29 protein-coding genes are annotated in these 25,178 nt (G+C 56.5%); 15 read left to right on the top strand and 14 right to left on the bottom strand.

Going from position 1 to position 25,178, the window contains the following annotated elements:
* Positions 1-6 precede the first annotated feature (6 nt).
* From ACI7MX_RS01950 to hisC, 7 genes are all read left to right on the top strand, one after another.
* Positions 7-654, top strand: a complete 648-nt coding sequence (locus ACI7MX_RS01950; protein ID WP_314488438.1) for an ABC transporter substrate-binding protein — start codon at positions 7-9, stop codon at positions 652-654.
* A complete protein-coding gene (locus ACI7MX_RS01945) occupies positions 651-956 on the top strand; it encodes an STAS domain-containing protein (protein WP_314488441.1) in 306 nt (101 codons plus the stop codon). Before ACI7MX_RS01950 ends, ACI7MX_RS01945 begins: the two co-directional genes overlap by 4 nt.
* A gap of 114 nt (positions 957-1,070) precedes the next feature.
* Positions 1,071-1,310: a BolA family protein gene (locus tag ACI7MX_RS01940; RefSeq protein WP_008070578.1), complete on the top strand. Its 240-nt coding sequence runs from the start codon at positions 1,071-1,073 to the stop codon at positions 1,308-1,310.
* Positions 1,311-1,341: 31 nt separating this feature from the next.
* Positions 1,342-2,607, top strand: a complete 1,266-nt coding sequence (murA, locus tag ACI7MX_RS01935) for a UDP-N-acetylglucosamine 1-carboxyvinyltransferase (protein ID WP_153378546.1) — start codon at positions 1,342-1,344, stop codon at positions 2,605-2,607.
* A gap of 183 nt (positions 2,608-2,790) precedes the next feature.
* Positions 2,791-3,426, top strand: a complete 636-nt coding sequence (gene hisG, locus ACI7MX_RS01930) for an ATP phosphoribosyltransferase (RefSeq protein ID WP_314488444.1) — start codon at positions 2,791-2,793, stop codon at positions 3,424-3,426.
* 160 nt (positions 3,427-3,586) lie between these two features.
* Entirely contained in the window at positions 3,587-4,915 is a 1,329-nt protein-coding gene (hisD, locus tag ACI7MX_RS01925; protein WP_146426625.1) for a histidinol dehydrogenase, read from the top strand.
* Between the two features lie 2 nt (positions 4,916-4,917).
* Complete coding sequence (gene hisC, locus ACI7MX_RS01920; protein WP_405588678.1) at positions 4,918-5,970, top strand: histidinol-phosphate transaminase; 1,053 nt, start codon at positions 4,918-4,920, stop codon at positions 5,968-5,970.
* A gap of 125 nt (positions 5,971-6,095) precedes the next feature.
* Here hisC and algW read toward each other — a convergent pair whose 3' ends face one another.
* Entirely contained in the window at positions 6,096-7,256 is a 1,161-nt protein-coding gene (gene algW / locus ACI7MX_RS01915; protein WP_314488453.1) for a Do family serine endopeptidase AlgW, read from the bottom strand.
* A gap of 101 nt (positions 7,257-7,357) precedes the next feature.
* On the opposite strand from algW, the gene ACI7MX_RS01910 reads away from it, so the two are divergent.
* The 4 genes from ACI7MX_RS01910 to cysN all read left to right on the top strand — a co-directional run bounded on the left by ACI7MX_RS01910 (position 7,358) and on the right by cysN (position 11,587).
* Entirely contained in the window at positions 7,358-8,116 is a 759-nt protein-coding gene (locus ACI7MX_RS01910; protein WP_314488455.1) for a Nif3-like dinuclear metal center hexameric protein, read from the top strand.
* 155 nt (positions 8,117-8,271) lie between these two features.
* Positions 8,272-9,189 (top strand): sulfate adenylyltransferase subunit CysD, encoded by a 918-nt coding sequence (gene cysD / locus ACI7MX_RS01905; protein WP_405588683.1) that lies wholly within the window; start codon positions 8,272-8,274, stop codon positions 9,187-9,189.
* Between the two features lie 104 nt (positions 9,190-9,293).
* Positions 9,294-9,635 (top strand): four helix bundle protein, encoded by a 342-nt coding sequence (locus ACI7MX_RS01900; protein ID WP_405588686.1) that lies wholly within the window; start codon positions 9,294-9,296, stop codon positions 9,633-9,635.
* A gap of 53 nt (positions 9,636-9,688) precedes the next feature.
* On the top strand, positions 9,689-11,587 hold the full coding sequence (gene cysN / locus ACI7MX_RS01895; protein ID WP_405588688.1) for a sulfate adenylyltransferase subunit CysN: 1,899 nt from the start codon (positions 9,689-9,691) through the stop codon (positions 11,585-11,587).
* Positions 11,588-11,797: 210 nt separating this feature from the next.
* Here cysN and ACI7MX_RS01890 read toward each other — a convergent pair whose 3' ends face one another.
* The 3 genes from ACI7MX_RS01890 to ACI7MX_RS01880 all read right to left on the bottom strand — a co-directional run bounded on the left by ACI7MX_RS01890 (position 11,798) and on the right by ACI7MX_RS01880 (position 15,195).
* The gene (locus ACI7MX_RS01890) at positions 11,798-12,694 is read right to left on the bottom strand and encodes an acyltransferase (RefSeq protein ID WP_405588691.1); all 897 of its coding nucleotides are present in this window, start codon (positions 12,692-12,694) and stop codon (positions 11,798-11,800) included.
* A complete protein-coding gene (gene pta, locus ACI7MX_RS01885) occupies positions 12,695-14,794 on the bottom strand; it encodes a phosphate acetyltransferase (protein ID WP_405588694.1) in 2,100 nt (699 codons plus the stop codon). It abuts the gene before it with no gap.
* A gap of 62 nt (positions 14,795-14,856) precedes the next feature.
* Complete coding sequence (locus ACI7MX_RS01880) at positions 14,857-15,195, bottom strand: DUF3565 domain-containing protein (protein ID WP_314490622.1); 339 nt, start codon at positions 15,193-15,195, stop codon at positions 14,857-14,859.
* Here ACI7MX_RS01880 and ACI7MX_RS01875 point away from each other — a divergent pair.
* Both ACI7MX_RS01875 and ACI7MX_RS01870 read left to right on the top strand, forming a co-directional pair.
* Positions 15,164-15,649 (top strand): peptidylprolyl isomerase, encoded by a 486-nt coding sequence (locus ACI7MX_RS01875; RefSeq protein ID WP_153404431.1) that lies wholly within the window; start codon positions 15,164-15,166, stop codon positions 15,647-15,649. The two genes, ACI7MX_RS01880 and ACI7MX_RS01875, sit on opposite strands and share 32 nt — an antisense overlap.
* A gap of 135 nt (positions 15,650-15,784) precedes the next feature.
* Positions 15,785-16,267 carry a glutathione peroxidase gene (locus tag ACI7MX_RS01870; RefSeq protein ID WP_314490628.1) on the top strand — a complete coding sequence of 161 codons (483 nt, stop codon included), beginning with the start codon at positions 15,785-15,787 and terminating at the stop codon, positions 16,265-16,267.
* On the opposite strand, the gene ACI7MX_RS01865 is transcribed toward ACI7MX_RS01870, so the two are convergent.
* Positions 16,264-17,469: a glycosyltransferase family 4 protein gene (locus tag ACI7MX_RS01865; RefSeq protein ID WP_405588699.1), complete on the bottom strand. Its 1,206-nt coding sequence runs from the start codon at positions 17,467-17,469 to the stop codon at positions 16,264-16,266. The two genes, ACI7MX_RS01870 and ACI7MX_RS01865, sit on opposite strands and share 4 nt — an antisense overlap.
* A 40-nt stretch (positions 17,470-17,509) precedes the next feature.
* The gene (cysZ, locus tag ACI7MX_RS01860; RefSeq protein ID WP_314490633.1) at positions 17,510-18,268 is read right to left on the bottom strand and encodes a sulfate transporter CysZ; all 759 of its coding nucleotides are present in this window, start codon (positions 18,266-18,268) and stop codon (positions 17,510-17,512) included.
* 311 nt (positions 18,269-18,579) lie between these two features.
* Here cysZ and trxB point away from each other — a divergent pair, with 311 nt between their 5' ends.
* Entirely contained in the window at positions 18,580-19,545 is a 966-nt protein-coding gene (gene trxB, locus ACI7MX_RS01855; RefSeq protein WP_405588703.1) for a thioredoxin-disulfide reductase, read from the top strand.
* Between the two features lie 209 nt (positions 19,546-19,754).
* Here trxB and ACI7MX_RS01850 read toward each other — a convergent pair whose 3' ends face one another.
* From ACI7MX_RS01850 to ACI7MX_RS01825, 6 genes are all read right to left on the bottom strand, one after another.
* Complete coding sequence (locus ACI7MX_RS01850; protein WP_314490639.1) at positions 19,755-20,096, bottom strand: HopJ type III effector protein; 342 nt, start codon at positions 20,094-20,096, stop codon at positions 19,755-19,757.
* Positions 20,089-20,385 (bottom strand): DUF1244 domain-containing protein, encoded by a 297-nt coding sequence (locus ACI7MX_RS01845; RefSeq protein WP_314490642.1) that lies wholly within the window; start codon positions 20,383-20,385, stop codon positions 20,089-20,091. Before ACI7MX_RS01845 ends, ACI7MX_RS01850 begins: the two co-directional genes overlap by 8 nt.
* 127 nt (positions 20,386-20,512) lie before the next feature.
* Positions 20,513-20,884, bottom strand: a complete 372-nt coding sequence (gene folX / locus ACI7MX_RS01840) for a dihydroneopterin triphosphate 2'-epimerase (RefSeq protein WP_314490645.1) — start codon at positions 20,882-20,884, stop codon at positions 20,513-20,515.
* Complete coding sequence (folE, locus tag ACI7MX_RS01835; RefSeq protein WP_314490648.1) at positions 20,884-21,444, bottom strand: GTP cyclohydrolase I FolE; 561 nt, start codon at positions 21,442-21,444, stop codon at positions 20,884-20,886. Before folE ends, folX begins: the two co-directional genes overlap by 1 nt.
* A gap of 23 nt (positions 21,445-21,467) precedes the next feature.
* A complete protein-coding gene (gene folM, locus ACI7MX_RS01830) occupies positions 21,468-22,178 on the bottom strand; it encodes a dihydromonapterin reductase (protein WP_405588708.1) in 711 nt (236 codons plus the stop codon).
* 87 nt (positions 22,179-22,265) lie between these two features.
* Complete coding sequence (locus ACI7MX_RS01825) at positions 22,266-22,835, bottom strand: antibiotic biosynthesis monooxygenase (protein WP_314490655.1); 570 nt, start codon at positions 22,833-22,835, stop codon at positions 22,266-22,268.
* 203 nt (positions 22,836-23,038) lie between these two features.
* Here ACI7MX_RS01825 and ACI7MX_RS01820 point away from each other — a divergent pair, with 203 nt between their 5' ends.
* Positions 23,039-23,992: a MerR family transcriptional regulator gene (locus tag ACI7MX_RS01820; RefSeq protein WP_314490657.1), complete on the top strand. Its 954-nt coding sequence runs from the start codon at positions 23,039-23,041 to the stop codon at positions 23,990-23,992.
* A 5-nt stretch (positions 23,993-23,997) separates the two neighbouring features.
* Here ACI7MX_RS01820 and ACI7MX_RS01815 read toward each other — a convergent pair whose 3' ends face one another.
* Positions 23,998-24,603 (bottom strand): hypothetical protein, encoded by a 606-nt coding sequence (locus ACI7MX_RS01815; RefSeq protein WP_314490660.1) that lies wholly within the window; start codon positions 24,601-24,603, stop codon positions 23,998-24,000.
* Between the two features lie 51 nt (positions 24,604-24,654).
* Positions 24,655-25,128, bottom strand: a complete 474-nt coding sequence (locus tag ACI7MX_RS01810) for a PAS domain-containing protein (protein ID WP_314490664.1) — start codon at positions 25,126-25,128, stop codon at positions 24,655-24,657.
* Positions 25,129-25,178 lie beyond the last annotated feature (50 nt).

Below are 25,178 nucleotides of genomic sequence, written 5' to 3'. Positions count from 1 at the left end.
TTATAGATGATCTCTCTCTTGCGCCGTGGCCTGCTGGTTATTCTGGCAGCCGCACTGCCAATGATGGCTACTGCCGCACCGGGTCAATCTGCCCATGACATCGTTTCCGATACAACCACTCGGCTGCTGGCCGATCTGGCTGCCAATAAAGAGCAGTACAAGCAAAATCCGGCCAAGTTTTACGATGCGCTGAACAACATCGTCGGCCCGGTTGTGGATGTTGATGGTATTTCGCGAAGCATCATGACCGTGAAATATTCGCGTAACGCGACACCTGCGCAAATGCAGCGTTTTCAAGAAAACTTCAAGCGTAGCCTGATGCAGTTCTATGGCAATGCCTTGCTTGAGTTTAAAAACGAGGGCATTACTGTTTCGCCTGCCAAGGACGAAAGCGGTGATCGCACCAGCGTCGACATGACCGTCAAAGGTGAAAAAGGCGCTGTGTATCCGCTGTCCTACACCCTTAACAAGGTGAATGGCGAGTGGAAGGTGCGTAACGTCATCATCAATGGCATCAACATTGGCAAGTTGTTCCGTGATCAGTTCGCAGATGCCATGAGCCGTAACGGCAACAATCTGGACAAGACCATCGATAACTGGGCTGGCGAAGTGGCCAAAGCCAAGGAAAAAACCGATGAGAAGCTGAGCCAATGAGTGAAGCCGCCGTCACCCTGGCCGGCGAAAGCGAGTTGCGCCTCAGTGGCGTACTCGATTATCAGACCGGTCCTCGTTTACGCAAGGAAGGTCAGGCGCTGATCAAAAAAGCCGTGGCCAACGCCTTGGTGGTGGATTGCTCTGCGGTCAGTAAATCCAGCAGCGTGGGGTTGTCGCTGCTGTTGTGTTTTATCCGGGACGCAGACGCCCAGAACAAGTCATTAAGCATTCGTGGATTACCCGAGGACATGCGCGAAATCGCCCAAGTGTCGGGTTTGACCGAGTTACTGGCACACCATTAATCGCCACCTACAGCTAAGCCCCCCGTCAGAGTCCTGCTAAGTGGGGTTCGCAGGCGCGGGGCTTTTTTGTATGATGGCCGACCCGCGCGCGTTAGGCGCCGATTGAGGTTGAGCATGCAGGCCGTAGAAGTGAAGAGCTTTCTTGAGGGAAAGCTGCCTGGGATCCAGGTAGAAGTTGAGGGCGAAGGCTGCAACTTTCAGCTGAACGTGATTAGTGACGAACTGGCGGCCTTAAGCCCGGTTAAACGTCAACAAAGCATCTATGCCCATTTGAACCCTTGGATTGCTGATGGCAGCATCCACGCGGTCACTATGAAATTCTTCAGCAGCGCGGCCTGGGCCGAGCGCACCTGAGCCCCCTGAGCCCATTGGCGTCGAGATTGTTATGGATAAATTGATTATTACCGGCGGTGCCCGTCTTGATGGCGAAATCCGTATTTCCGGGGCAAAAAACTCCGCTCTGCCGATTCTGGCCGCAACCTTGCTGTGTAACGGCCCGGTTACCGTAGCCAACCTGCCGCATTTGCATGACATCACCACCATGATCGAGCTGTTTGGTCGCATGGGCATTGAGCCGGTGATTGATGAAAAGCTCAGCGTAGAAATCAACCCGAACACCATCAAAACCCTGGTGGCACCGTACGAACTGGTTAAAACCATGCGGGCGTCGATTCTGGTTCTGGGGCCGATGGTTGCTCGCTTCGGTTACGCCGAAGTTGCATTGCCAGGCGGTTGCGCCATTGGTTCGCGTCCGGTCGACCTGCACATCCGTGGCCTTGAAGCCATGGGCGCAGTGATTGATGTTGAAGGCGGTTACATCAAAGCCAAGGCGCCTGAAGGCGGCTTGAACGGTGCTAACTTCTTCTTCGATACCGTGAGCGTGACCGGTACTGAAAACATCATGATGGCCGCAGCATTGGCCAATGGCCGCAGTGTATTGCAGAACTCTGCTCGCGAGCCTGAAGTCGTTGACCTTGCCAACTTCCTGAACGCCATGGGCGCCAAGGTAAGCGGTGCAGGCACTGACACCATCATCATCGATGGCGTTAAAGAACTGCACCCTGCCACTTACCGCGTAATGCCGGACCGTATTGAAACCGGTACTTATCTGGTGGCTGCTGCCGTGACGGGTGGCCGCGTCAAGGTCAAGGACACTGATCCGACCATTCTTGAAGCGGTGCTTGAAAAGCTCAAGGAAGCGGGTGCAGAAGTCACGACCGGTGAAGACTGGATCGAACTGAACATGCACGGCAAGCGCCCTAAAGCGGTGAATGTGCGTACGGCTCCGTACCCGGCATTCCCGACTGACATGCAGGCGCAATTCATCTCGCTCAACGCCATTGCCGAAGGCACGGGTGCGGTCATTGAGACCATCTTTGAAAACCGTTTCATGCACGTGTATGAACTGCACCGCATGGGCGCCAAAATTCAGGTTGAAGGCAACACCGCCATCGTCACCGGCACTGAAACGCTAAAAGGCGCGCCAGTGATGGCCACCGATCTGCGCGCATCCGCCAGCCTGGTTATTTCGGCACTGGTTGCTGAAGGTGACACCCTGATCGACCGCATCTACCACATCGACCGTGGTTACGAATGCATCGAAGAAAAACTGCAAATGCTGGGTGCCAAAATTCGCCGCGTTCCGGGCTAGTTTTTTGGCGTCTGGCCTCATGGGCACACGGATCGTGTCCAGCCGCCAGGTGACGTAACGGCGTTCACGCGTTATCGTACCTGGCCTTGAATCGTTCAAGTCGAGCCTGATCATCAGGCTCGATGTTTGTCCGGCGCCGATTGCGCACGGGCAAAAGTACCCTGATAAGGACTTACGTTTCCCATGTTGACCATTGCACTGTCCAAGGGCCGTATCCTTGACGACACCCTGCCGCTTCTGGCCGAAGCGGGCATTGTGCCGACCGAGAATCCGGACAAAAGCCGCAAGCTGATCATCCCGACCTCACAGCCAGACGTCCGCCTGCTGATCGTTCGTGCGACCGATGTGCCGACTTACGTTGAACATGGTGCTGCCGACCTCGGTGTGGCCGGTAAAGACGTGCTGATGGAATACGGCGGCCAGGGGCTTTACGAGCCACTCGACCTCCAGATTGCCCAGTGCAAGTTGATGACCGCCGGAGCCATTGGTGTTGCTGAACCTAAAGGCCGTCTGCGCATTGCCACCAAGTTCGTCAACGTTGCCAAGCGCTACTACGCCGAACAAGGCCGTCAGGTCGACATCATCAAGCTGTATGGCTCGATGGAACTGGCGCCATTGATTGGCTTGGCCGACAAGATCATCGACGTGGTCGATACCGGTAACACCTTGCGTGCCAATGGCCTGGAGCCTCAGGAATTCATTGCCGCCATCAGCTCCCGTCTGGTGGTTAACAAGGCTTCGATGAAAATGCAGCACGCCCGAATTCAAGCCCTGATCGACACCCTGCGCAAAGCAGTGGAGTCGCGACACCGCGGCTGACTCACCTGCGCGACCTGGGGGCTCACCCCTGACGTCGCGCCCATCTATCCGCGTAATAGCCAGAATTTCAGGTACCCACGCGGATGGCTTGGTAGTCTTGCCGTGCCTGATCCTTGCAAACAACCATTCCAAGCAAACGCCCATTACCGAGGCCCTCGCTATGACCGCTCCCACTGCAATTCGCCGACTCAACGCTGCTGACCCGGATTTCGCGCAGCATCTGGATCATCTGCTGAGCTGGGAAAGTGTGTCAGACGACTCGGTCAATCAGCGCGTACTCGACATCATCAAAGCAGTGCGCGAGCGCGGAGACGCGGCGCTGGTTGAATTTACCCAGCGCTTTGACGGGTTGACCGTGAATTCTATGGCTGACTTGATCCTGCCGCGTGAGCGTCTGGAACTCGCCTTGACCCGCATCACCGTGCCTCAGCGTGAGGCACTGGAAAAAGCCGCTCAGCGCGTGCGCAGCTACCACGAAAAACAGAAGCAGGATTCCTGGAGCTATACCGAAGCCGATGGCACGGTGCTGGGCCAGAAAGTCACGCCGCTGGACCGTGCGGGCCTGTACGTGCCGGGTGGTAAAGCTTCATACCCGTCGTCGGTATTGATGAATGCCATCCCGGCCAAAGTGGCGGGTGTGACTGAAGTGGTCATGGTGGTTCCTACCCCGCGCGGTGAAATCAACGAATTGGTATTGGCGGCGGCGTGCATCGCCGGTGTTGATCGGGTGTTCACCATCGGCGGTGCCCAAGCCGTTGCTGCGCTGGCATACGGCACCGAAAGCGTACCCAAAGTCGACAAAGTGGTTGGCCCGGGCAATATCTATGTAGCCACGGCCAAGCGCCACGTTTTCGGGCAAGTGGGTATCGACATGATCGCCGGACCCTCGGAGATTCTGGTGGTGTGTGATGGCCAGACTGATCCGGACTGGATCGCCATGGACCTGTTCTCCCAAGCCGAGCATGACGAAGATGCGCAGGCTATTTTGGTCAGCCCGGATGCAGAGTTCCTCGACAAAGTCGCGGCCAGTATTGCCAAGCTGCTGCCGACCATGGAACGTGCCGAGATTATCGAAACTTCGATCAAAGGCCGAGGCGCGTTGATTCTGGTCAAGGACATGCAGCAGGCGATTGATGTGTCCAATCGCATTGCTCCGGAGCACTTGGAGCTCTCAGTGGCTGACCCTCAAGCCTGGTTGCCGCAAATCCGTCATGCGGGTGCCATCTTCATGGGTCGTCACACCTCTGAAGCCCTGGGTGATTATTGTGCCGGGCCCAACCACGTGCTGCCGACTTCCGGCACCGCACGTTTCTCCTCGCCGCTGGGCGTGTACGACTTCCAGAAACGCTCATCCATCATCTTCTGCTCCGAGCAAGGCGCATCGGAGCTGGGTAAAACCGCCTCAATTCTGGCGCGTGGCGAATCGTTGACCGGGCACGCCCGCAGCGCTGAATACCGAATCATCGCTGACACCGAGCAGGGGCAATAAGCATGAGCAAATTCTGGAGTCCGTTCGTTAAAGAACTGGTGCCATATGTGCCGGGTGAGCAACCGAAGTTGACCAAACTGGTCAAACTCAACACCAACGAAAATCCTTATGGGCCTTCGCCTAAAGCGCTGTCAGCGATGCAGGCCGAGATCAACGACGACCTGCGTTTATATCCGGACCCCAACAGTGACCTGCTCAAGCAGGCTGTGGCTGAGTATTACGGCGTACAGACCGATCAGGTGTTTCTGGGGAACGGGTCTGACGAAGTGCTGGCCCATGTGTTTAACGGTTTGTTCCAGCACGACAAGCCGCTGTTGTTTCCGGACATCAGCTATAGCTTCTATCCGGTTTACTGTGGTTTGTATGGCATTGAGTTTGATGCGGTGCCACTGGATGAGCAGTTTCAGATTCAGCCTGCGGACTATGCCAAGGCCAATGGCGGGATTATTTTTCCGAACCCCAACGCGCCGACGGGTTGCTTGTTGGCATTGCAAGCCATTGAGCAGATTTTGGTGGCCAACCCGGATTCTGTGGTCGTAGTGGATGAAGCCTACATCGACTTTGGGGGGGAGACGGCCATCAGCTTGGTCGGCCGCTATCCGAACCTGTTGGTGACGCAAACCTTGTCCAAGTCGCGCTCTCTGGCCGGTCTGCGTGTTGGATTGGCGGTGGGGCATCCAGACCTGATTGAGGCGCTGGAGCGGATCAAGAACAGCTTCAACTCCTATCCTCTGGATCGCATCGCGATAGCCGGTGCCGCAGCAGCGTTTGCTGACCGCGAGTATTTTGAGCACACCTGTCAGCGGGTGATGGATAGCCGTGAGCAAGTCGTGGGCCAGTTGCAGGCGCTGGGGTTTGAGGTGCTGCCATCGGCGGCCAACTTCATCTTTGCTCGTCACCCGGAGCATGATGCTGCGGCGCTGGCTGCGAAGTTGCGGGGGCAGGGGGTGATCGTGCGTCACTTCAAGCAACTGCGCATCGCACAGTTCTTGCGTATCAGCATTGGAACGTCGGAGCAGAATGCGGCGTTGATTGAAGGGTTGTCAGCGCTGTAATCGCGCCCTCACCCTAACCCTCTCCCAAAGGGAGAGGGGACTAAAGTCAACAGCAGATTTACGTGACGGTTTCAATCAAGCTCCCCTCTCCATTTGGGAGAGGGCTGGGGTGAGGGGAGGCCTGCTTACTCCTCTTCCTTCTGCGGCGGTTGCTCTTGCGGTGGACGCAAGCCCACTTCAGCGGTGAGATTCAGTTCCTTGCCATTGCGCATGACCTGAATCGAGATTTTGTCCGATGGCTTGATACGAGCGACCTGATTCATCGAGCGACGACCGTCGCTTGCCGGGGCGCCATCAATGCTCAAGATCACGTCACCCAATTGCAGTCCGGCTTTCTGCGCCGGGCCATCACGGAAAATACCCGCCACCACAATCCCCGGGCGACCGCTCAAACCAAACGACTCGGCCAGATCTGCTGTCAGCGGCTGCACTTCAATCCCCAGCCAGCCGCGAATCACTTGGCCGTGCTCAATGATGGACTTCATCACTTCCATGGCCAGGTTGATCGGAATCGCAAAGCCAATGCCCTGTGATCCCCCGGATTTGGAGAAAATGGCTGTGTTGATCCCGGTCAGGTTGCCATTGGCATCCACCAGCGCACCGCCCGAATTACCGGGGTTAATCGCGGCGTCGGTCTGGATAAAATCTTCGTAGTTATTCAAGCCCAACTGATTGCGGCCGGTGGCACTGATGATGCCCATGGTGGTGGTCTGGCCAACCCCGAACGGGTTACCGATTGCCAGGGCTATATCGCCGATACGTAAGGTGTCCGAGCGACCGATGGTGATCGATGGCAGGTCCTTCAAGTCGATCTTGAGCACCGCAAGGTCAGTTTCAGGGTCGCTGCCAATCACCCGGGCCAGTGTTTCCCGACCATCCTTGAGCGCCACCACAATTTGATCGGCGCCGGTGACCACATGATTATTGGTCAGCAGATAGCCTTCGGGGCTCATGATGACCGCCGAGCCGAGGCTCGATTCCATACGCTTTTGCTTGGGGGCGTTGTCGCCGAAGAAGTGGCGGAACTGCGGGTCTTCAAACAAGGGCCGGGCATTTTTGTTCACCACTTTGGTGGTGTAAAGGTTGGCCACGGCAGGGGCTGCACGGGTCACGGCGTCGGCATAGGTGACGGGACCCTGTTGCACATAACTGGTTTGGGGCGCTTGTTGCAGGTTGACGTCAAGGCTCGGCAGCCCAACCCACTGCGGGTAACGCTGAATAATCAGCATCGCGATAAGCACGCCAGCCAGCAGTGGCCAGCCAAAAAAACGCAAAGCCTTAAACATTGAACTCAGTCCTGAAGGTTGCAGAGCCATCTCGACGGCTCATAATGGCGGCCATTATACGAGGGCCGAACGGCTCTGAACGCTATATTTAGGAGTCTTTTATGGCAGTAGCCCTGAGCACGCTGGTAGAAGAAGCAAATCGTTACCTGAACTGTGCCGCAATCAGCGATTATTGTCCCAACGGCCTGCAAGTCGAAGGGCGCCCGCAGGTGATGCGAATCGTCAGCGGCGTGACGGCCAGTCAGGCGCTACTCGATGCAGCCGTTGAAGCCCAGGCGGATCTGGTGTTGGTGCACCACGGGTATTTCTGGAAGGGCGAAGACCCGTGCGTCACCGGCATGAAGCAACGTCGGTTGAAAACCTTGCTCAAACACGACATCAGTCTGTTGGCGTATCACCTTCCCCTCGACGTGCACCCCGAGGTGGGTAACAACGTGCAGTTAGCGCGCCAGTTGGACATCACCGTCGAAGGCCCGTTGGACCCGACAAATGCCAAGGTAGTCGGGCTAGTAGGCTCATTGGCTGAACCCATGACCGCCCGGGATTTTGCCCGCAAGGTGCAAGAAGCACTGGGGCGTGAGCCGCTGGTGATTCAAGGCAGCGAAATGATTCGCCGGGTGGGCTGGTGTACAGGAGGCGGTCAGGGGTACATCGATCAAGCCGTTCTGGCAGGGGTCGATTTGTACTTGAGTGGCGAAGCCTCTGAGCAAACCTTCCACAGCGCGCGTGAAAACGACATCAGCTTTATTGCCGCCGGGCACCACGCGACTGAGCGGTATGGTGTGCAGGCTTTGGGTGACTATCTGGCCCGTCGTTTTGCCCTCGAGCATCTGTTTATTGATTGCCCGAATCCTATTTGAGTGATCAACCGCGCAGCACCAAGGCCAAACCCGGCGATCTATTCTTAGACCGTTTCGATCTAGTAGGCGCCCTCAATATAAGAAGGCGCTGTGCTAGGATTCGCCCCTCGAACACGGCCCGCAGGCCGTTCATAAGATAGCTTTCGTGAGTAGCCATGGTCGACAAACTGACGCACCTGAAACAGCTGGAGGCGGAAAGCATCCACATCATCCGCGAGGTGGCCGCCGAGTTCGATAACCCGGTGATGCTGTACTCGATCGGTAAAGATTCCGCCGTGATGCTGCACCTTGCCCGCAAGGCATTTTTCCCTGGCAAGCTGCCGTTTCCGGTGATGCATGTCGACACTCGCTGGAAATTCCAGGAGATGTACAGCTTTCGCGACAAGATGGTTGCGGAGCTGGGCCTGGATCTGATCACTCACATCAACCCCGATGGCGTGGCGCAGGACATCAACCCGTTCACCCACGGCAGTGCCAAGCACACCGACATCATGAAAACCGAGGGCCTGAAGCAGGCTCTTGACAAGTATGGTTTTGATGCCGCCTTCGGGGGCGCCCGTCGTGACGAAGAGAAGTCGCGCGCCAAAGAGCGTGTGTACTCGTTCCGCGACAGCAAGCACCGCTGGGACCCGAAAAACCAGCGCCCCGAGTTGTGGAATGTTTACAACGGTAACGTCAACAAGGGCGAATCGATCCGCGTATTCCCGTTGTCGAACTGGACCGAGCTCGACATCTGGCAGTACATCTACCTCGAAGGCATCCCGATTGTGCCGTTGTATTTCGCCGCTGAGCGTGAAGTCATCGAGAAGAACGGCACGCTGATCATGATCGACGACGAGCGCATTCTTGAGCACCTGTCTGATGAAGACAAAGCGCGCATCGTCAAGAAAAAGGTCCGTTTCCGTACGCTGGGCTGCTACCCGCTGACCGGCGCGGTGGAGTCAGAGGCTGAAACGCTGACTGACATCATTCAGGAAATGCTCCTGACGCGAACTTCCGAGCGCCAGGGCCGAGTCATCGATCACGATGGCGCCGGCTCAATGGAAGATAAAAAACGTCAGGGTTATTTCTAAGCTTCGAGTTACAAGCTGCAAGCTGCAAGTTAAAGGCGGTATGCGTAACTTTGCAGCTTGATGCTTGCAGCAGGATGCTGCGAGCCTTCATTGGGTTGCTCGTAATGGATTTCGAGAAACTGATTGTTTGGCAGAGAAGCAAGTGTTTGACCGTTGATGTTTACAGACAGTTTGCGCGCTGTGGTGATGTTGGTTTCAAAGACCAAATAACCCGTTCCGCCCTTTCTGTTCCATCCAATATTGCGGAAGGCATGGAGCGTTTCAGTGCCAAAGAGAAAGCACGTTTTCTTTGGATCGCAAAGGCTTCGTGTGGGGAGTTACGCACCCAGATCATCATCGGCCGTGACATTGCTTATATCGCAGAACCGCTGGCTGAAAAGTGGATTACAGAAACTCGCGAGCTATCGAAAATGCTTAGCGCCTTGATCAACAAAATTTCTGACTAGCTGTACGCCGACAAGCTTGCCGCTTGAAGCTTACCGCTTGGAGCTTTCACCCAATGAGCCACGTATCTGATTTGATCAGCGAGGACATCCTCGCCTACCTGGGCCAGCATGAACGCAAAGAGATGTTGCGCTTTCTGACCTGCGGCAACGTCGATGACGGCAAGAGCACCCTGATCGGGCGCCTGCTGCACGACTCCAAGATGATCTATGAAGACCATCTGGAAGCCATTACCCGTGATTCGAAAAAAAGCGGCACCACGGGCGATGATATCGACCTGGCGCTGTTGGTAGACGGTCTGCAAGCAGAGCGCGAGCAGGGCATCACCATCGACGTGGCGTATCGTTACTTCTCAACCGCCAAGCGCAAATTCATCATTGCCGACACACCCGGCCATGAGCAATACACCCGCAACATGGCCACCGGTGCGTCGACCTGTGATCTGGCGATCATCCTGGTGGATGCCCGTTACGGCGTGCAGACCCAAACCCGTCGCCACAGCTTTATTGCGTCGTTGTTGGGCATCAAGCACATCGTTGTGGCCATTAACAAAATGGACCTCAAGGGTTTCGACGAAGGTGTATTCGAGTCGATCAAGGCCGATTACCTGAAGTTCGCCGAAGGCTTGAAACTCAAGCCGACCAGCCTGCACTTTGTGCCGATGTCTGCCCTTAAAGGCGACAACGTGGTGAACAAGAGCGAGCGTTCGCCTTGGTACACCGGCCAGTCATTGATGGAAATTCTTGAAACCGTGGAAGTGGCGGCTGACCGCAACCTCACCGACTTGCGCTTCCCGGTGCAGTACGTAAACCGTCCGAACCTGAACTTCCGTGGGTTTGCCGGTACGCTGGCCAGCGGTATCGTGCGCAAGGGCGACGAAATCGTGGTGTTGCCTTCGGGCAAAAGCAGCCGGGTCAAATCCATTGTCACCTTCGAAGGTGAGTTGGAGCACGCTGGCCCAGGTCAGGCCATTACCCTGACCATGGAAGACGAGATCGACATCTCCCGCGGCGACCTGTTGGTGCATGCTGACAATGTGCCTGTAGTGACCGACAGCTTCGAAGCCATGCTGGTATGGATGGCTGAAGAGCCGATGTTGCCGGGCAAGAAGTACGACATCAAGCGTGCGACCAGCTACGTACCGGGTTCGATTGCCAGCATCGTCAACAAAGTAGATGTGAACACACTGGAAGAAGGGCCGGCCAGTGCCTTGCAGTTGAACGAAATCGGTAAGGTCAAGATCAGTCTGGACGCTCCGATTGCGCTGGACGGTTATGAAAGCAATCGCACCACGGGTTCGTTCATCATCATCGACCGCCTGACCAATGGCACGGTCGGGGCCGGCATGATCATCGCTCAGCCACTGGGCCATGGAAGCGCCAGCCATCACGGCGACCTTGCCCACGTGACCACAGAAGAGCGCGCCCAGCGTTTTGGCCAGCAGCCAGCGACCGTGTTGTTCAGCGGCTTGTCGGGTGCGGGTAAAAGTACGCTGGCGTATGCGGTAGAGCGCAAGTTGTTCGACATGGGCCGTGCGGTGTTTGTGCTGGATGGCCAGAACTTGCGCCATGACCTGAATAAAGGTCTGCCTCAGAACCGAGCCGGGCGGACTGAAAACTGGCGTCGTGCTGCACATGTAGCGCGTCAGTTCAACGAAGCTGGTTTGCTGACTCTGGCTGCGTTTGTGGCGCCGGATGCCGAAGGTCGCGAACAGGCTAAAGCGCTGATTGGTGATGACCGACTGTTGACGGTGTATGTCCAGGCATCCCCAGCAGTGTGTGCCGAGCGCGATCCGCAAGGCCTGTACGCGGCGGGCGGTGACAACATTCCGGGCGAATCCTTCCCGTATGACGTGCCGTTGAACGCCGATCTGGTGGTTAACACGCAGTCGCTGTCGCTGGATGAAAGCGTGAAGTTGGTGCTGGATCTGTTGCGTCAACGCGGCGCGATTTGATAAAGCAGCGGTAAGCGTTTAGCTTCAAGCGGCAAGTAAAAGTCCGCCACCGAGAGATCGGTGGCGGGCTTTTTAATGGGTGAAGACTTTACCCTCACCCCAGCCCTCTCCCAGAGGGAGAGGGGGCCGGCTTGCGTTAAAGCCCATATTGCAGCACTACCCCCAATCAGTTCCCTCTCCCTCTGGGAGAGGGCTAGGGTGAGGGTGCTCCTAGTATTCGCGATGCAGCTGGTCCAACAAACGATCTTTGTCTTCCCACAGCCGATTGATCCAGCCTTGGAACGCCAATCGGTACTCGGCATCCTGATCGTAGTTTTTACCCAAAAACTCAGCCGGGATTTGCAGTTCTTCAAACACCACAACCACGTCCTTCACATTGCCACACAGCAAGTCCCAGTACCCCGGACGCCCGCCCGGGTAGTGAATCGTCACGTTGACGATGGACTTCAACTGTTCACCCATCGCATCCAGCACAAAAGCGATACCTCCGGCCTTTGGCTTGAGCAGGTAGCGAAACGGTGACTGCTGTTGCGCGTGTTTGCCCTCGGTAAATCGCGTGCCTTCAACAAAGTTGAAAATGGCGACGGACTGATTTTTAAACTTGGCACAGGTTTTACGCGTGGTCGCCAGGTCGGCGCCTTTCTTCTCGGGGTGTTTGGCTAAATAGGCCTTGGAATAGCGCTTCATAAACGGGAAGCCCAGCGCCCACCAGGCCAGACCGATCACCGGCACCCAGATCAGCTCTTGTTTAAGGAAGAACTTGAGCGGGCGAATACGTTTGTTGAGCACGTATTGCAGCACCATGATGTCGACCCAGCTCTGGTGGTTGCTGGTCACGAGGTAGGAGTGCTCATAGTCCAGGCCTTCTAGGCCTTTGATGTGCCAACGGGTTTTACGGATCAAGTCCATCCAGCGCGAGTTATTGCTGACCCATGCTTCGTGAATACGGCGCATCAACTCGTCTGTCACCCGCTGCGCGGCCGGGAAGGGCAGGCACAGCTTGAAAATGGCAACGATGAACAGCGGCGTGCAGCACACGATGGTGTTGATCGCCAGCAACAGCGATGCAATAACGCCACGAACTGGCGCAGGCAGAGAATCCAGCATTTACACATCCATTGGTCGGTTGGCGGCTTGAATTGCCGTAAGGGCGATGGTGTAGACGATGTCGTCTACCTGGGCGCCGCGAGGCAGGTCGTTAACCGGTTTGCGCAGGCCTTGTAACATCGGCCCCAGGCTGACGCAATCAGCACTGCGTTGCACGGCCTTGAGGGTGGTATTGCCGGTGTTCAGGTCGGGAAACACGAACACTGTTGCCCGACCCGCCACTTGGCTGTTCGGGGCCAGTTGCCGGGCTATCTTGTCGTTGGCGGCGGCGTCGTATTGCAAGGGGCCGTCGATCAATAAGGCATGCTGGGCTTCGTGGGCCAGTAAGGTCGCTTCGCGCACTTTTTCGACCTCTTCGCCGCTGGCTGAGTCGCCGCTGGAGTAACTGATCATGGCCACGCGTGGGGTGATCCCGAACGCAGCAGCAGAATCGGCGCTTTGCAGGGCAATTTCGGCCAGTTCCGTGGCTGACGGGTGCGGGTTCATGATGCAGTCGCCGTAAACCAGTACTTGCTCCGGGAACAGCATAAAGAACACCGACGACACCAGCGTGCAGCCAGGCGCGGTTTTGATCAGCTGCAAGGCCGGACGAATGGTGTTGGCCGTGGAGTGCACGACACCCGATACCAGCCCGTCGACCTCGTCCAGCGCGAGCATCATGGTGCCAATCACTACCGGGTCTTCGAGTTGCTGCTCGGCCATTGGGGCGTTAATGCTTTTGCTCTTGCGCAGCGCCACCATCGGTTCTACGTAGCGTTCGCGAATCAGATCCGGGTCTAGAATTTCCAGGCCTTCAGGCAGCTCGACGCCATGCGCCTTGGCCACCGCGTGAACGTCTTCGGGCTTTGCCAACAAGACACAGCGGGCAATCCCTCGGGCATGACAAATAGCCGCCGCTTGCACGGTCAACGGTTCATTGCCCTCGGGCAGCACGATCCGTTTATTGGCTTGCTGGGCGCGCTGGATCAGTTGGTAGCGGAACACCGCCGGGGTCAGGCGCATTTCCCGCGGAGTGCCACAGCGCTGATGCAGCCAGTTGGCGTCCAGATGACTGGCAACAAAATCAGTGATGATCTGCGCCCGCTCGCGGTCATCGATGGGAATTTCCTTGTTCAACTGATTAAGCTGGTTGGCCGTGTCATAAGAACCGGTACTGACCGACAGTACCGGCAAACCGGCCTGTAAGGCTCCGCTGCACAGCTCCATCAAGCGGGGATCAGGTGTGGTGCCGCTGGTCAGCAGCAAGCCGGCCAACGGAACGCCGTTCATCGCCGCCAGACTGACGGCGAGGATGATGTCGTCTCGATCACCGGGGGTTACCACCAGCACACCGGGTTTAAGCAGTTGCAGGGTGTTGAGCACGGTGCGCGCGCACAGGATGATTTTGGACATGCGCCGCGTTTCATAGTCTCCGGCGTTCAGGACCTGCGCGCCGAGCAATTCGGCCACGTCGCGGGTGCGTGGGGCATTGAGTTCGGGTTGGTAGGGAATACAGCCCAGCAGCCTGAAATCACCGCTGCGCAGCAAGGGCGAATGCTCTTTGAGGCGTGCTGCAAACACGTCCATGCTTTCGTCGGTGCGCACTTTATTGAGTATGACACCCAGTACCTTCGGGTCTTTAGGGCCGCCAAACAACTGAGCCTGCAATTCAACGCGACCTGAAAGTTCAGTCAGTACCTCGTTTTCAGGGGCCGAGACCAAAATCACCTCGGCATCCAGACTCTTGGCCAGGTGCAGGTTGACGCGTGCGGCATAACTGGCGGTGCGGGTGGGCACCATGCCTTCAACGATCAGCACGTCTTTGCCAATGGCCGCCTCTTGATAAAGACGGATGATTTCTTCGAGCAGTTCATCCAGTTGGCCATCCCCAAGCATGCGTTCCACGTGGGCCAAACCCAAAGGGGTCGGGGGTTTTAGGCCGTGGGTACGGGCGACGAGTTCGGTCGAGCGCTCGGGGCCGACATCGCCGGGATGAGGCTGGGCAATCGGTTTGAAAAAACCGACTTTCAACCCTGCGCGCTCCAGTGTGCGTACCAGACCAAGGCTAATAGAGGTCAAGCCCACACCAAAGTCAGTGGGGGCGATAAAGAAAGTTTGCATGCGAGCTTCCTGACGTGGCAGTCCCCAGGCAACACCTTTGAAACGGCGGGCGTGTGTCTGAGTCAATGGTGAAGATTAGCGCTATCTGTCGCTTGAGCACACCAGCCACAGTCAAAGGGTTGACCTATTTTTTTACGCCGTAGTTCAGGGTCAAGTACCCAAGGGCGCGATTGCCACGGTGGTTGGTGTCGATGATGCTGAGTGTGGCCGCAAGAAAGGACGGCAACCCAATGTTGCTCCTCGTCTTGGTGCCAGCCAATGATCATTGATGTTTTCAAAATTATCCGTTGGTCTTGGTTGTGTTCGCTTTCGGGCGTTTGCTTGGTTAGACTTGCGCACTCTTTATTATTTTGCAAAAGGTCTCGCCCCATGACGATCGCCACCAACAAGGCAGTCTCCATCGAATATACCCTGACCAACGACGCTGGTGATGTCATCGACAGCTCTGCTGGTGGTGCTCCACTGGTTTACCTGCAAGGCGCAGGTAACATCATTCCAGGTCTGGAAAAGGCACTGGAAGGCAAGGCTGTTGGCGATGAGCTGGACGTGACCGTTGAACCGGAAGACGCTTACGGCGAATACTCGGCCGAACTGGTCAGCACCCTGAACAAAAGCATGTTCGAAGGCGTTGACCAACTGGAAGTGGGCATGCAGTTCCACGCTTCTGCGCCGGACGGCCAAATGCAGATCGTGACCATCCGTGATCTGGACGGCGACGACGTGACTGTAGACGGCAACCACCCGTTGGCAGGCCAGCGTCTGAACTTCAAGGTTAAAGTTGTTGCGGTACGTGACGCCTCCGAAGAAGAACAGGCTCACGGCCACGTTCACGGTGAAGGCGGTCATCAGCACTGATAAGTGCTGCTACGCTCATGTGTGAGCTAGCCAGAAAAGGGCGCCTACGGGCGCCTTTTTTCATTTTTAGTCATGAGGGCAGTCCGCGGGTCGTGCGATTGTTTAAATGTTGAGATGCAAATTGTGGAGTCGGTCATGAGTGCTTTTCACGAAATTACCTTAGAGGCGCTGGATGGCGAGCCTCTGCCTCTGAGTACCTTTAACGGCAAGGTGGTGCTGGTGGTGAACGTCGCCTCCAAGTGTGGTTTGACCCCGCAGTACGCCGCACTGGAAAACCTCTACCAGCAATACAAGGACAAGGGTTTTAGCGTTCTGGGCGTGCCTTGCAACCAGTTTGCAGGTCAGGAGCCAGGAACCGAGCAGGAAATTAGGGAATTTTGCAGCCTCAATTACGGGGTGACGTTCCCCTTGAGCAGCAAACTGGAGGTCAACGGGCCTGATCGTCATCAGCTGTACCGCTTGCTGGCTGGCGAAGGCGCCGAGTTCCCGGGCGACATCACCTGGAATTTCGAGAAATTTTTGATGGGCAAGGACGGTCGGGTGCTCGCGCGCTTTTCTCCCCGTACGGCGCCTGATGACCCGTCGGTTATCCAAGCCATCGAAAAAGCGCTGGCCTAAGGCGCAATGTGAGCCGGTACTTCCACAGCATCGGCCTCACGATGGCAGGCCCGCCTTAAGTGAGTTTCCAATTGCTCGATGCTCTGCGCCCAGCCTTGACGACTGGCGTGTCTGCGGGCATTGAGACGTATGGTACGCAAGGTCTCCGGGGCTTCCAGCAACCAGCAGGCGGCTTCGATCCAGGCATCTTCATCGCCCGGCATGGCCAATACACCGCTGTAGCCATGGCGGATGTGCTGCCCGGCGGCGGCTTCGTCATAGGCCACCACACCCAGGCCAGATGCTTGCGCTTCAAGCACCCCGTTGCCAAACGTCTCCGACAAGCCGGGAAATAAAAACACATCGGCGCTGGCGTAATGATTGGCCAGGGCTTCACCACTTTGCACGCCACAAAATAAGGCTTCGGGCAGAGAGGCTTCCAGGGTGACGCGTTTCGATCCTTCGCCGACCACAATTAATTTGAATCGCCGGGACGGGTAGCGGGCTTGAAGCGCATCAAGAGCGAGCCTGAGGGCACCCAGATTTTTTTCCGGGGCTAAACGTCCCACATAGAGCAAGGCAATGTCGTTTTCTCGCAGGCCCCAGCTTTGACGCAAGGCTGCTTGCCGTCGGCAGGGATTGAACAGCTGGCTGTCGACACCCTGCGAGAGCAGTTCCAGGCGGTCAAAGTGACGGCGTGTCAGTTCATCGCGCTGGCTGGCGCTGAGTACCAGCGTCAAGAATGAGCGGTTATGAAACCAGCGTAAATAATGCGTCAGCCAACGAGAAAACAACCCGAGACCGTGTTGGTTCACGTACTGCTGAAAGTGGGTATGGAAGCCGCTGACCACGGCGATACCCAAGCGTCGGGCGACACGCAGGGCACATAAGCCCAACGGCCCTTCGGTGGCGATGTACACCACGTCCGGGCGCTGTTGCTGCCAGCGCCTGCTCAGGCGTTGTGTTGACGTCATGCCCCATAGCAGGCCCGGGTAGCCCGGTAAAGGCCAGCCTCGGCATAACATCAGTTCAGGGGAGCTGGGGCGGCGGCCTTCGTCCGGTTGACGCGGGCGTACCCGTTCGACGAAATGCTTGCGTGCGCGCAAACCTTCGAACAAATGGCCAAGGGTATTGGCCACGCCATTGATTTCGGGGGCGAAGGTGTCGCTAATCAGGGTTATATGCAGGGCTGTCGTCATGGCCCCAGTATCGGCTGGAGCCATGACGAAGCTGTTTCACCGACATGATGGATTGATGAACCCGTCAGCTGCGGCTTGAGGCGGCCAGAGCCTCTTCACCGCGCTCTCGAACCCAGAACAACGTGGCGCCCGCAACGGCGGCAGGCATCATCAGGATATTGACCACCGGAATGAGCAACACCAGATACACAACGCCGCCGAAGCTCATGCTCTGCCAGCGTTTTTCGCGCAACCAGGCGAGCATCTCGTTCCAGCCCAGTTTGTGGTTGTCCGCCGGGTAGTCGATGTACTGAATGGCCATCATCCAGATCCCGAAAATCAGCCACAGTGGGGCAGCAATCAGGTTGAGTACCGGGATAAATGACAGGATCAGCAAGGCAATGGCGCGTGGCAGAAAGTAACCCAGTTTGCGCATTTCACGTGCCAGCGTACGCGGCACCATCGCCACCAGTTCGCCCCAGCTAAAGGGAGGCGCATTGTCGGCACCGCGCACGACCGCTTCGACTTTTTCCGAGAGAAAGCCGTTAAAAGGGGCCGCAATGATATTCGCCAGCATGGTGAAGGTGAAAAACACCATTAAAGCGACCAGCACTACAAACAAGGGCCATAACACGTAATTGAGAAAGCTCAGCCAGCTGGGCAACGTTGGCATCAGGGTATCGACCCACAGGCTGAACTGATGGCCGGCAAAGTAGATCAGCCCGACGAACAGCACCAGATTAATCAGCAATGGCAAGAGTACAAACAGGCGAAGTCCGGGGCTGAGGACTAACGTCAACCCTTCACGCAGGTACTGCGGGCCAGAAAGAACGGGGGCGGGCATAGTGTGCTCCGAGCAGTGGTAAACGGGGCGACCTTAGCGGCTTTATCTGTAGGACGAAAGCCTTGAGTCAGGATCGACAATAACTGTAACAAAGACGTTAAAAACGTCACGTTGACTGCATAGAGACCCGCTATGAGCTGGATTGTTATTGCGTATTTCCTTACTCTCTGCGGCCTCTATACGCTGCACCTACTTTTCAAGGATCTGCGGATTTCAGGCACAGCCTGAGCAGATATGCGGTTTTTTTTTATTCCCGCCGCCAAAGCGGCGTTCCGACCCGGTGTCGATACGGGCGGTCATAGGAGTGAGTCATGTCTGAAGTACGTCATTCGCGAGTCATTATTCTGGGTTCCGGCCCTGCCGGCTACAGCGCCGCTGTCTACGCGGCCCGCGCCAACCTCAAGCCTTTGCTGATTACGGGCATGCAGGCGGGCGGCCAATTGACCACGACCACTGAAGTCGACAACTGGCCGGGTGATGTTCACGGCCTGACCGGCCCTGTTTTGATGGAACGCATGCGTGAGCACGCCGAGCGTTTCGAAACCGAGATCGTGTTTGATCACATCAACGCTGTTGATCTTAAAAACAAACCGTTCAGCCTGACGGGCGACAGTGGCACTTACACCTGTGACGCGCTGATCATCGCGACAGGCGCCAGCGCTCGTTACCTGGGCCTGCCATCTGAAGAAGCGTTCATGGGCAAAGGCGTCTCGGCTTGTGCGACCTGTGATGGTTTCTTCTACCGCAACAAACCGGTTGCCGTGGTTGGTGGCGGTAATACCGCTGTTGAAGAGGCTCTGTACCTGGCCAATATCGCCAGTAAGGTGACGCTGGTACACCGTCGCGAAACCTTCCGCGCCGAGAAAATCTTGATCGACAAGCTCAACGCCCGTGTGGCAGAAGGCAAGATCGAGCTCAAGCTGAACGCCACGCTGGACGAAGTGTTGGGCGACAACATGGGTGTTACCGGCGCTCGTTTGAAAAACAACGACGGCAGCTTCGATGAGCTGAAAGTCGATGGCGTGTTCATTGCCATCGGTCACACCCCGAACACCTCGCTGTTCGAAGGTCAGCTGGCGCTTAAAGACGGTTACCTGGTTGTGCAGGGCGGCCGTGAAGGCAACGCTACGGCCACCAGCATCGAAGGTGTGTTTGCAGCGGGTGACGTGGCTGATCACGTGTACCGTCAAGCCATCACCTCGGCAGGTGCCGGTTGCATGGCTGCGCTGGACACCGAACGCTACCTGGACGGTTTGCAGAACGCCGAATTCAAGTAAGCGTCACTCCCAAAAAAAACCGGCTTCGGCCGGTTTTTTTGTGTTTGGAAGAAAAGTGGCCTTGGCCAATAACGTGTAGCCGCTGCCGAAGGCTGCGATCGAGCGCGAAGCGGTCGCAAAATGGGCCATCTTGTTGTCTCTGGTTTTGCGACGGCTTCGCCGCCGATCGCAGCCTCGCAGAGCTCGACAGCTGCTACGAGGGCATAGATTCAGGCTTTACGCGTCAACGGTTGAGCGTCGAATTTAACCCCGGCCAAGCCGTGGGCAATCAAAGCACGAATGTTGCTGTGATCTGTGCCTTCAGGGGTCGCCAGCACTGAGCGGTAGTGCTCGCCAAAAGCCAGCAAGGCCTCTTGGTCGCTCAAGCCTTCCAGCAATGCCATGCCTAACGTTTTGCACGAACCTTCATTTTGCCCGGCTGCGTTTTCAACACCGCCGTTGATGAACGCTTGCGGCTGGTACTCATAGTTCGCGGCAATAAAGGCCAGCGTGTCCGCAAACAGATGATCGCCGCTGATAAGGCTGGCGCGCAGGGTATTTAAATCAGTCATGCTTTTTTCCTTGGGCAAACGCGTGTGCTTGTTCGGCGCTGGCTTCTTTCTGATAGAGGGATTTCCATTCGGCGTACGGCATGCCGTATACCGCTTCACGGGCGTCATCGAGGCTTAGTTCGATGTGACGCTCGTCTGCTTCGGCCTTGTACCACTTGGACAGGCAATTGCGGCAAAACCCGGCGAGGTTCATCAGGTCAATGTTTTGCACATCCTTGCGGCTGTCCAGATGCGCGACGAGACGACGGAAGGCAGCGGCTTCGAGTTCCAGTTGTTCTTGGGGCGTCATGTTGATTCTCGCTGGATAAATAGGGGGGTGAAGCAGTTTCAAGCTGCAAGTTTTAAGCTGCAAGCCAAAGCCAAAGCCAAAGCCGGTTCTGCTGGTCTCTTGCCGCTTGCCGCTTGCCGCTTTCCTCTTAGCGGCTAGCCGCTAGCGTAATCGACACTGATTCGGCAAAGCGCAAGGCATGCGGTTTGTCGACTTCGACTTCGGCATACAGCACGGCGGTGTTGGCCATCACCAGGTCGAGCAATTCTTGGGTCAGACGCTCCAGCAGGGCGAAGCGGTTTTCTTCGACGTGTTGAATCACCGCTTTGGTGATGGTGCGGTAGTTCAGCGCGTGATCGATGTCGTTATCGCGCACCGCTTCTTGGGCGGCGTAAAGGATGGTGAGGTTGATCAGTACATCCTGCTTGTTGAGGATTTCGTCTTCATTGATCCCGATATAGGTGCGCAGGCACAGGTCCTTGACGCGAATGCGGGCCATTCCTGGCTGAAGTTGTGGCATTACGACTTGCTCCGTCCAATCAATTGCAGGAACTCCATACGGGTGGTCGGTTCGCGGAAGGCGCCAAGCATCACCGATGTGTTCATGGTCGAATTCTGTTTCTCTACGCCGCGCATCATCATGCACATGTGTTGGGCTTCAATCACAACAGCAACCCCGGCGGCTTGGGTAATGCCCTGAATCGCATCGGCGATTTCTCGGGTGAGGTTCTCCTGGATTTGCAGGCGGCGGGCAAACATGTCAACGATGCGAGCCACTTTTGATAGACCCAGCACTTTACCGGTCGGTATATAAGCCACATGCGCCTTGCCGATAAATGGCAGTAAATGGTGCTCGCACAGGGAGTAGAGCTCTATGTTGGCAACGATGACCATCTCATCGCTATCAGAAGTAAAGAGTGCGCCGTTGACGATCTCTTCCACGCTTTGCGCATAGCCGTGACACAGGTACTGCATGGCTTTGGCAGCACGCTTGGGGGTGTCGAGCAAGCCTTCGCGGTCGGGGTCTTCGCCAAGTCCCAGAAGAATTTCGCGGTATTGCTCAGGCAGTGTGGTGCTCATGGAATGGCTTCCTCGCGGACGACTTACTTTAGGTGGCGTCCGCCGTTGACGGTCAGGGTGGTGCCGGTTACATACGGGTTGTCCAGCAGGTAGCGCAGGCTTTGGTAAATCACCTCGGCGCCGGGCTCGATGCCCAGTGCAGACTTGGCCAAGGCAGTGGCGCGATACGCCGCGTCGTCGTCGGTGTTGAACATCAGCAAGGCCGGGGCGATGCCGTTCACTTTAATGTGTGGCGCCAGTTTAGCGGCGAATGACAGGGTCAGGCTGTCCAAGCCAGCCTTCGTGGCGCAATAGGCGATGTGTTTGCTGCTGCCTTTGCGCGTGACATCGTCGCTGATATGGATGATATCTGCGGGTGTCGAGCGCATCAGCAACTCGCTGCAATGCAGGTTGATCAAGTAAGGGGCGAGCATATGCACGCTAAACATCTGGGCAAACGCAGTGGCTTGGGTATCAGGTGTATCGGTCAACCAGGCCGAAGCGTTGTGGACTATCCCACGCAGGCAGTCGGTGTGGTCTTTGAGGCGTTGAATAAAATCAAGAATGCCGGCTTCGCTGGAAAAGTCGGCAAACAGTCCGATGGCGCCCCGTTCGCGCAGCGCTTGAACGCCGGGCTTTTCACTGCGATAGCTGAAAATGACCGGATAGCCGTCAGCCAGCAGTTGTTGGGCACAATGCAGGCCAACGCGTTGGCCTGCACCCGTGATCAGAATAGGGGCAGATGAAGTGGGCATGTCGGACTCGGAGCAGGAAGCCGCAAACCGTCGCGGCGCAATGGCAAAACTATACCAGCGTCCGCGACCTCACGGCCAAGTCCGAATTTAGTGACGATGGCTCACCAAGGCGTTTCGCACTGTTTTCCGGGGAGCGCTGTGCAGCCAGCCGGCCAGCCAATGGGTGGAAAGCGGAATAAATAGATAAACCATCAAGGGTGTCAGGGCCAGCGTACTGACCAATACCCGTGGCAATAAGCTCAAATCGCTCAATAACGGGCCCAGAACAAAGTTGAACAACAGCGAGACCGGAAAAAAGGCCAGCCAGATGGCGACGGCTTGTTTCCAGCGGGGTGGACGTTGTCCGGCAGCGCCGAACCAACCGTCAATACCGCTGACACGGTGTTCTGAGGGATGGGCAAACAGGTCACTGCCGCGCAGTAACCAAGCCTTGCGCGAAACGGAATGCTCCCAGGCGTGCAGGGTGACTTCATCAGCAAAGCGAAAAATAATCTGAAATTCATCGTCGCCGGGTGGCGGAGCCAATACGCCGGAACCCAGATAACCGGGAAAATCCGTGGCCAATTGTTCGCCTTCGTGCAGCCAGGCGATCAGTTCCTGATAGCGGCCTTTGGTGACACGGCGTGCAACGAGCAGGGTGACAGGGGAGGTAGACATTGTGTATCTCCATGAGGCTGATGCTGTCCGGGTAGGTCAGGCATAAAACACAGCACCGGGGTGATGGGCTGTGAGCCTACAAACAAGCAAAAATTGTTCCTTGCGTGGTTATCACAACGAGGAGGATGGAAGTTGAGCAGGGCGCGCGCTAATCTCACAACGCGTAGAATGCCCCCATCCCCTTCTTGGTACGTGCCCCTCCCATGCCCGTGATTACTGATATCGAGCCCGTTGCGGTGAATGTTGATGCCACTGAATCGAATGGTTTATATCCGATCAGAGAAGTGTCTCGTCTCACCGGCATCAACCCCGTGACATTGCGTGCCTGGGAGCGGCGTTATGGTTTTATCGAGCCAAAACGCACCAATAGTGGGCATCGGCTGTATTCAGTGACCGATATTGAAACGGTACGCCGTGTACAAGGCTGGATAGAGCGCGGTGTTTCGGTCAGCAAAGTGGGTGAGCTGCTCGCTCGCGCAACCCCTGCCATTTCGCCGCATGAGGGTGTCCAGTCAACGGAATACCGTGAATGGCAGTTGCAAATCAGCGCAGCGCTCAGCGCATTCAATGAGGCGCAACTGGAACGTGTGTACGGGCAGATTTTTTCCAGCTACCCACCTGAAGTCGTGTTTCAGGACATCCTGATGCCGCTGTGGCATCAACTCTTCAAAACGCGGGATGAATTTGGCCGCACCAGTGAATGGCTGTTACTGGATGGGTTCTTGCGGGGAAGGGTGCAGCATCGTCTGCACTTTCAGCTACAGCCCGCTCCAGCATCGACGTGTGTTGTGCTGGTTGCGCTGCCCGACGTGTGTCGTGAGTTGGAACTGTTGGTCGCGGGTCTGCTGCTTAGTCGCGCGGATCGCGTCATCCGTGTATTGCCGATGGGGCAGCCTTTGGATGAACTGGCTCTGGTCTGTGAAAAAATCCAGCCCGCTGCCGTGGTGGTTTTTGCCCAGCGTGCGTTGAGCACTGTTCACCATCGACGTCTGCTGAAGCTGGCGCAAACCCTTGACTGTTCAACCTTGTTGGCCGGTGAGGCTGCGAATGTCGCCCAGCCTGCGCTGAGTGACTCCTCTATTGGCTGTCTGGGGCACGACGCCCGTTTGATGAGCCAAAGGCTCGACGCCGAGCTCAAAGGGCATGTGGCTTTTTAGACCAATCAGGCGTGCAGGGCAGGGTGCGCAAGACGATGCTGTTGCAGGATGAACTGGCGCAGGCGCTCGGTTTCATCCACATCGCGTTGGCTCAAACGGTAGGCATAGAGGCCTTGTTCGGTTTTGCGCTCTAACGTGGCGCGAATGGCGATGCGCTCATACCCGAGAGGGCTGAACCATTGTGAAAATTGACGAGGCGGGCGTCTGTTGTTACGCACATCGACCAACAGTCCCTTGAATGAAACCTCAGTAATCCACAAGTGCCCGGGCCTTGCCCGAACGTCCTCCAGCGCCACCGGCTCAGCCAGTGTCAGGCGCCACGGGCGGATCACCGGCCCCTCTTCGAAAATACTGGGTGCGCCCAACTGCAAGTGTTGAGCATGAAATTCATCCTCTACCAAACGCAGTGGAAAACTCATTTTCTGATCGGCAACCTGAGCCTGAATGGTGACTTGTTCGTGGGCGGCCAAGCGAGTCAGAAGGTCGCGCACCTGCGTGCCGCCTTTAACCGTGAGGCTCGACAGCACGTCCCGCGGATTTAGCAACGGGCTCTGATGTACTGATTGAATAAAGTCCAACTCATCCTGAGTCAGAAGGGTCTCGTAAGACATGATCCGGCTCTAAAGTTCACTGACGCAACAGGGGTGGTGATCCTCAGACCGTCAAATAGACGGTTTGTTTATACCGTTCGTCGCCTTGAGCGCTTCAAGTTCAGCTTTAACCGCCGCGAGTTCGGCTTCTAGTTGCTCTACCTTTTGCTGTGCTTTGACTTGCGCGGAGACGTCTTTTTGCACGCCAATGAAGTAGGTCAGTTGATCGGCCTCATTAAAGACCGGAGTGATCGACAGCTCATTCCAGAAGTGTGAGCCGTCCTTGCGGTAATTACGCAGGATCTGGCGGGTCGGCAAACCGCTGGCAATGGCTTCGCGTATGAGTTGCAGGCCAATTTGATCGCGGTCCCCGGCCTGCAAAAATCGGCAGTCCTGATAGAGGATGTCATCACGGCTGTACCCCGTCAGGTTTTCAAACGACTTGTTCACATAGATAAGAATGTTGTCTTCGCCTTCCTGTTCGGCGACCACAATACCGTCTTGAGACGCGTCAACCATGCGTTGTAACAAGCGAGCATTGATCATCGTGCTGTTCTCTGGATCTGCGAGTGGGTTGACGCATAGTAAGGCATGAC

This window comes from Pseudomonas sp. 2024-210, from assembly GCF_045062345.1.
GTDB lineage: Bacteria > Pseudomonadota > Gammaproteobacteria > Pseudomonadales > Pseudomonadaceae > Aquipseudomonas.
The sequence above is the reverse complement of the archived record's forward strand: the minus strand, read 5'-3'. Positions and strand labels throughout refer to the sequence as shown.

What these genes read in the sequence shown, in the direction of transcription:
- ACI7MX_RS01815 (WP_314490660.1), bottom strand. Translation starts at nt 24,603, where the DNA reads ATGTCTTACGAGACCCTTCTGACTCAGGATGAGTTGGACTTTATTCAA.
- algW (WP_314488453.1), bottom strand. Translation starts at nt 7,256, where the DNA reads ATGTTTAAGGCTTTGCGTTTTTTTGGCTGGCCACTGCTGGCTGGCGTG.
- folE (WP_314490648.1), bottom strand. Translation starts at nt 21,444, where the DNA reads ATGAGCACCACACTGCCTGAGCAATACCGCGAAATTCTTCTGGGACTT.
- ACI7MX_RS01845 (WP_314490642.1), bottom strand. Translation starts at nt 20,385, where the DNA reads ATGACGCCCCAAGAACAACTGGAACTCGAAGCCGCTGCCTTCCGTCGT.
- ACI7MX_RS01870 (WP_314490628.1), top strand. Translation starts at nt 15,785, where the DNA reads ATGAGTGCTTTTCACGAAATTACCTTAGAGGCGCTGGATGGCGAGCCT.
- cysZ (WP_314490633.1), bottom strand. Translation starts at nt 18,268, where the DNA reads ATGCCCGCCCCCGTTCTTTCTGGCCCGCAGTACCTGCGTGAAGGGTTG.
- ACI7MX_RS01880 (WP_314490622.1), bottom strand. Translation starts at nt 15,195, where the DNA reads ATGGAGACTGCCTTGTTGGTGGCGATCGTCATGGGGCGAGACCTTTTG.
- hisG (WP_314488444.1), top strand. Translation starts at nt 2,791, where the DNA reads ATGTTGACCATTGCACTGTCCAAGGGCCGTATCCTTGACGACACCCTG.
- ACI7MX_RS01890 (WP_405588691.1), bottom strand. Translation starts at nt 12,694, where the DNA reads ATGCTGGATTCTCTGCCTGCGCCAGTTCGTGGCGTTATTGCATCGCTG.
- hisD (WP_146426625.1), top strand. Translation starts at nt 3,587, where the DNA reads ATGACCGCTCCCACTGCAATTCGCCGACTCAACGCTGCTGACCCGGAT.
- cysD (WP_405588683.1), top strand. Translation starts at nt 8,272, where the DNA reads ATGGTCGACAAACTGACGCACCTGAAACAGCTGGAGGCGGAAAGCATC.
- ACI7MX_RS01945 (WP_314488441.1), top strand. Translation starts at nt 651, where the DNA reads ATGAGTGAAGCCGCCGTCACCCTGGCCGGCGAAAGCGAGTTGCGCCTC.
- ACI7MX_RS01850 (WP_314490639.1), bottom strand. Translation starts at nt 20,096, where the DNA reads ATGACTGATTTAAATACCCTGCGCGCCAGCCTTATCAGCGGCGATCAT.
- ACI7MX_RS01875 (WP_153404431.1), top strand. Translation starts at nt 15,164, where the DNA reads ATGACGATCGCCACCAACAAGGCAGTCTCCATCGAATATACCCTGACC.
- folM (WP_405588708.1), bottom strand. Translation starts at nt 22,178, where the DNA reads ATGCCCACTTCATCTGCCCCTATTCTGATCACGGGTGCAGGCCAACGC.
- cysN (WP_405588688.1), top strand. Translation starts at nt 9,689, where the DNA reads ATGAGCCACGTATCTGATTTGATCAGCGAGGACATCCTCGCCTACCTG.
- ACI7MX_RS01825 (WP_314490655.1), bottom strand. Translation starts at nt 22,835, where the DNA reads ATGTCTACCTCCCCTGTCACCCTGCTCGTTGCACGCCGTGTCACCAAA.
- ACI7MX_RS01940 (WP_008070578.1), top strand. Translation starts at nt 1,071, where the DNA reads ATGCAGGCCGTAGAAGTGAAGAGCTTTCTTGAGGGAAAGCTGCCTGGG.
- hisC (WP_405588678.1), top strand. Translation starts at nt 4,918, where the DNA reads ATGAGCAAATTCTGGAGTCCGTTCGTTAAAGAACTGGTGCCATATGTG.
- ACI7MX_RS01820 (WP_314490657.1), top strand. Translation starts at nt 23,039, where the DNA reads ATGCCCGTGATTACTGATATCGAGCCCGTTGCGGTGAATGTTGATGCC.
- folX (WP_314490645.1), bottom strand. Translation starts at nt 20,884, where the DNA reads ATGCCACAACTTCAGCCAGGAATGGCCCGCATTCGCGTCAAGGACCTG.
- trxB (WP_405588703.1), top strand. Translation starts at nt 18,580, where the DNA reads ATGTCTGAAGTACGTCATTCGCGAGTCATTATTCTGGGTTCCGGCCCT.
- murA (WP_153378546.1), top strand. Translation starts at nt 1,342, where the DNA reads ATGGATAAATTGATTATTACCGGCGGTGCCCGTCTTGATGGCGAAATC.
- ACI7MX_RS01950 (WP_314488438.1), top strand. Translation starts at nt 7, where the DNA reads ATGATCTCTCTCTTGCGCCGTGGCCTGCTGGTTATTCTGGCAGCCGCA.
- pta (WP_405588694.1), bottom strand. Translation starts at nt 14,794, where the DNA reads ATGCAAACTTTCTTTATCGCCCCCACTGACTTTGGTGTGGGCTTGACC.
- ACI7MX_RS01910 (WP_314488455.1), top strand. Translation starts at nt 7,358, where the DNA reads ATGGCAGTAGCCCTGAGCACGCTGGTAGAAGAAGCAAATCGTTACCTG.
- ACI7MX_RS01900 (WP_405588686.1), top strand. Translation starts at nt 9,294, where the DNA reads ATGGATTTCGAGAAACTGATTGTTTGGCAGAGAAGCAAGTGTTTGACC.
- ACI7MX_RS01865 (WP_405588699.1), bottom strand. Translation starts at nt 17,469, where the DNA reads ATGGCTCCAGCCGATACTGGGGCCATGACGACAGCCCTGCATATAACC.
- ACI7MX_RS01810 (WP_314490664.1), bottom strand. Translation starts at nt 25,128, where the DNA reads ATGATCAATGCTCGCTTGTTACAACGCATGGTTGACGCGTCTCAAGAC.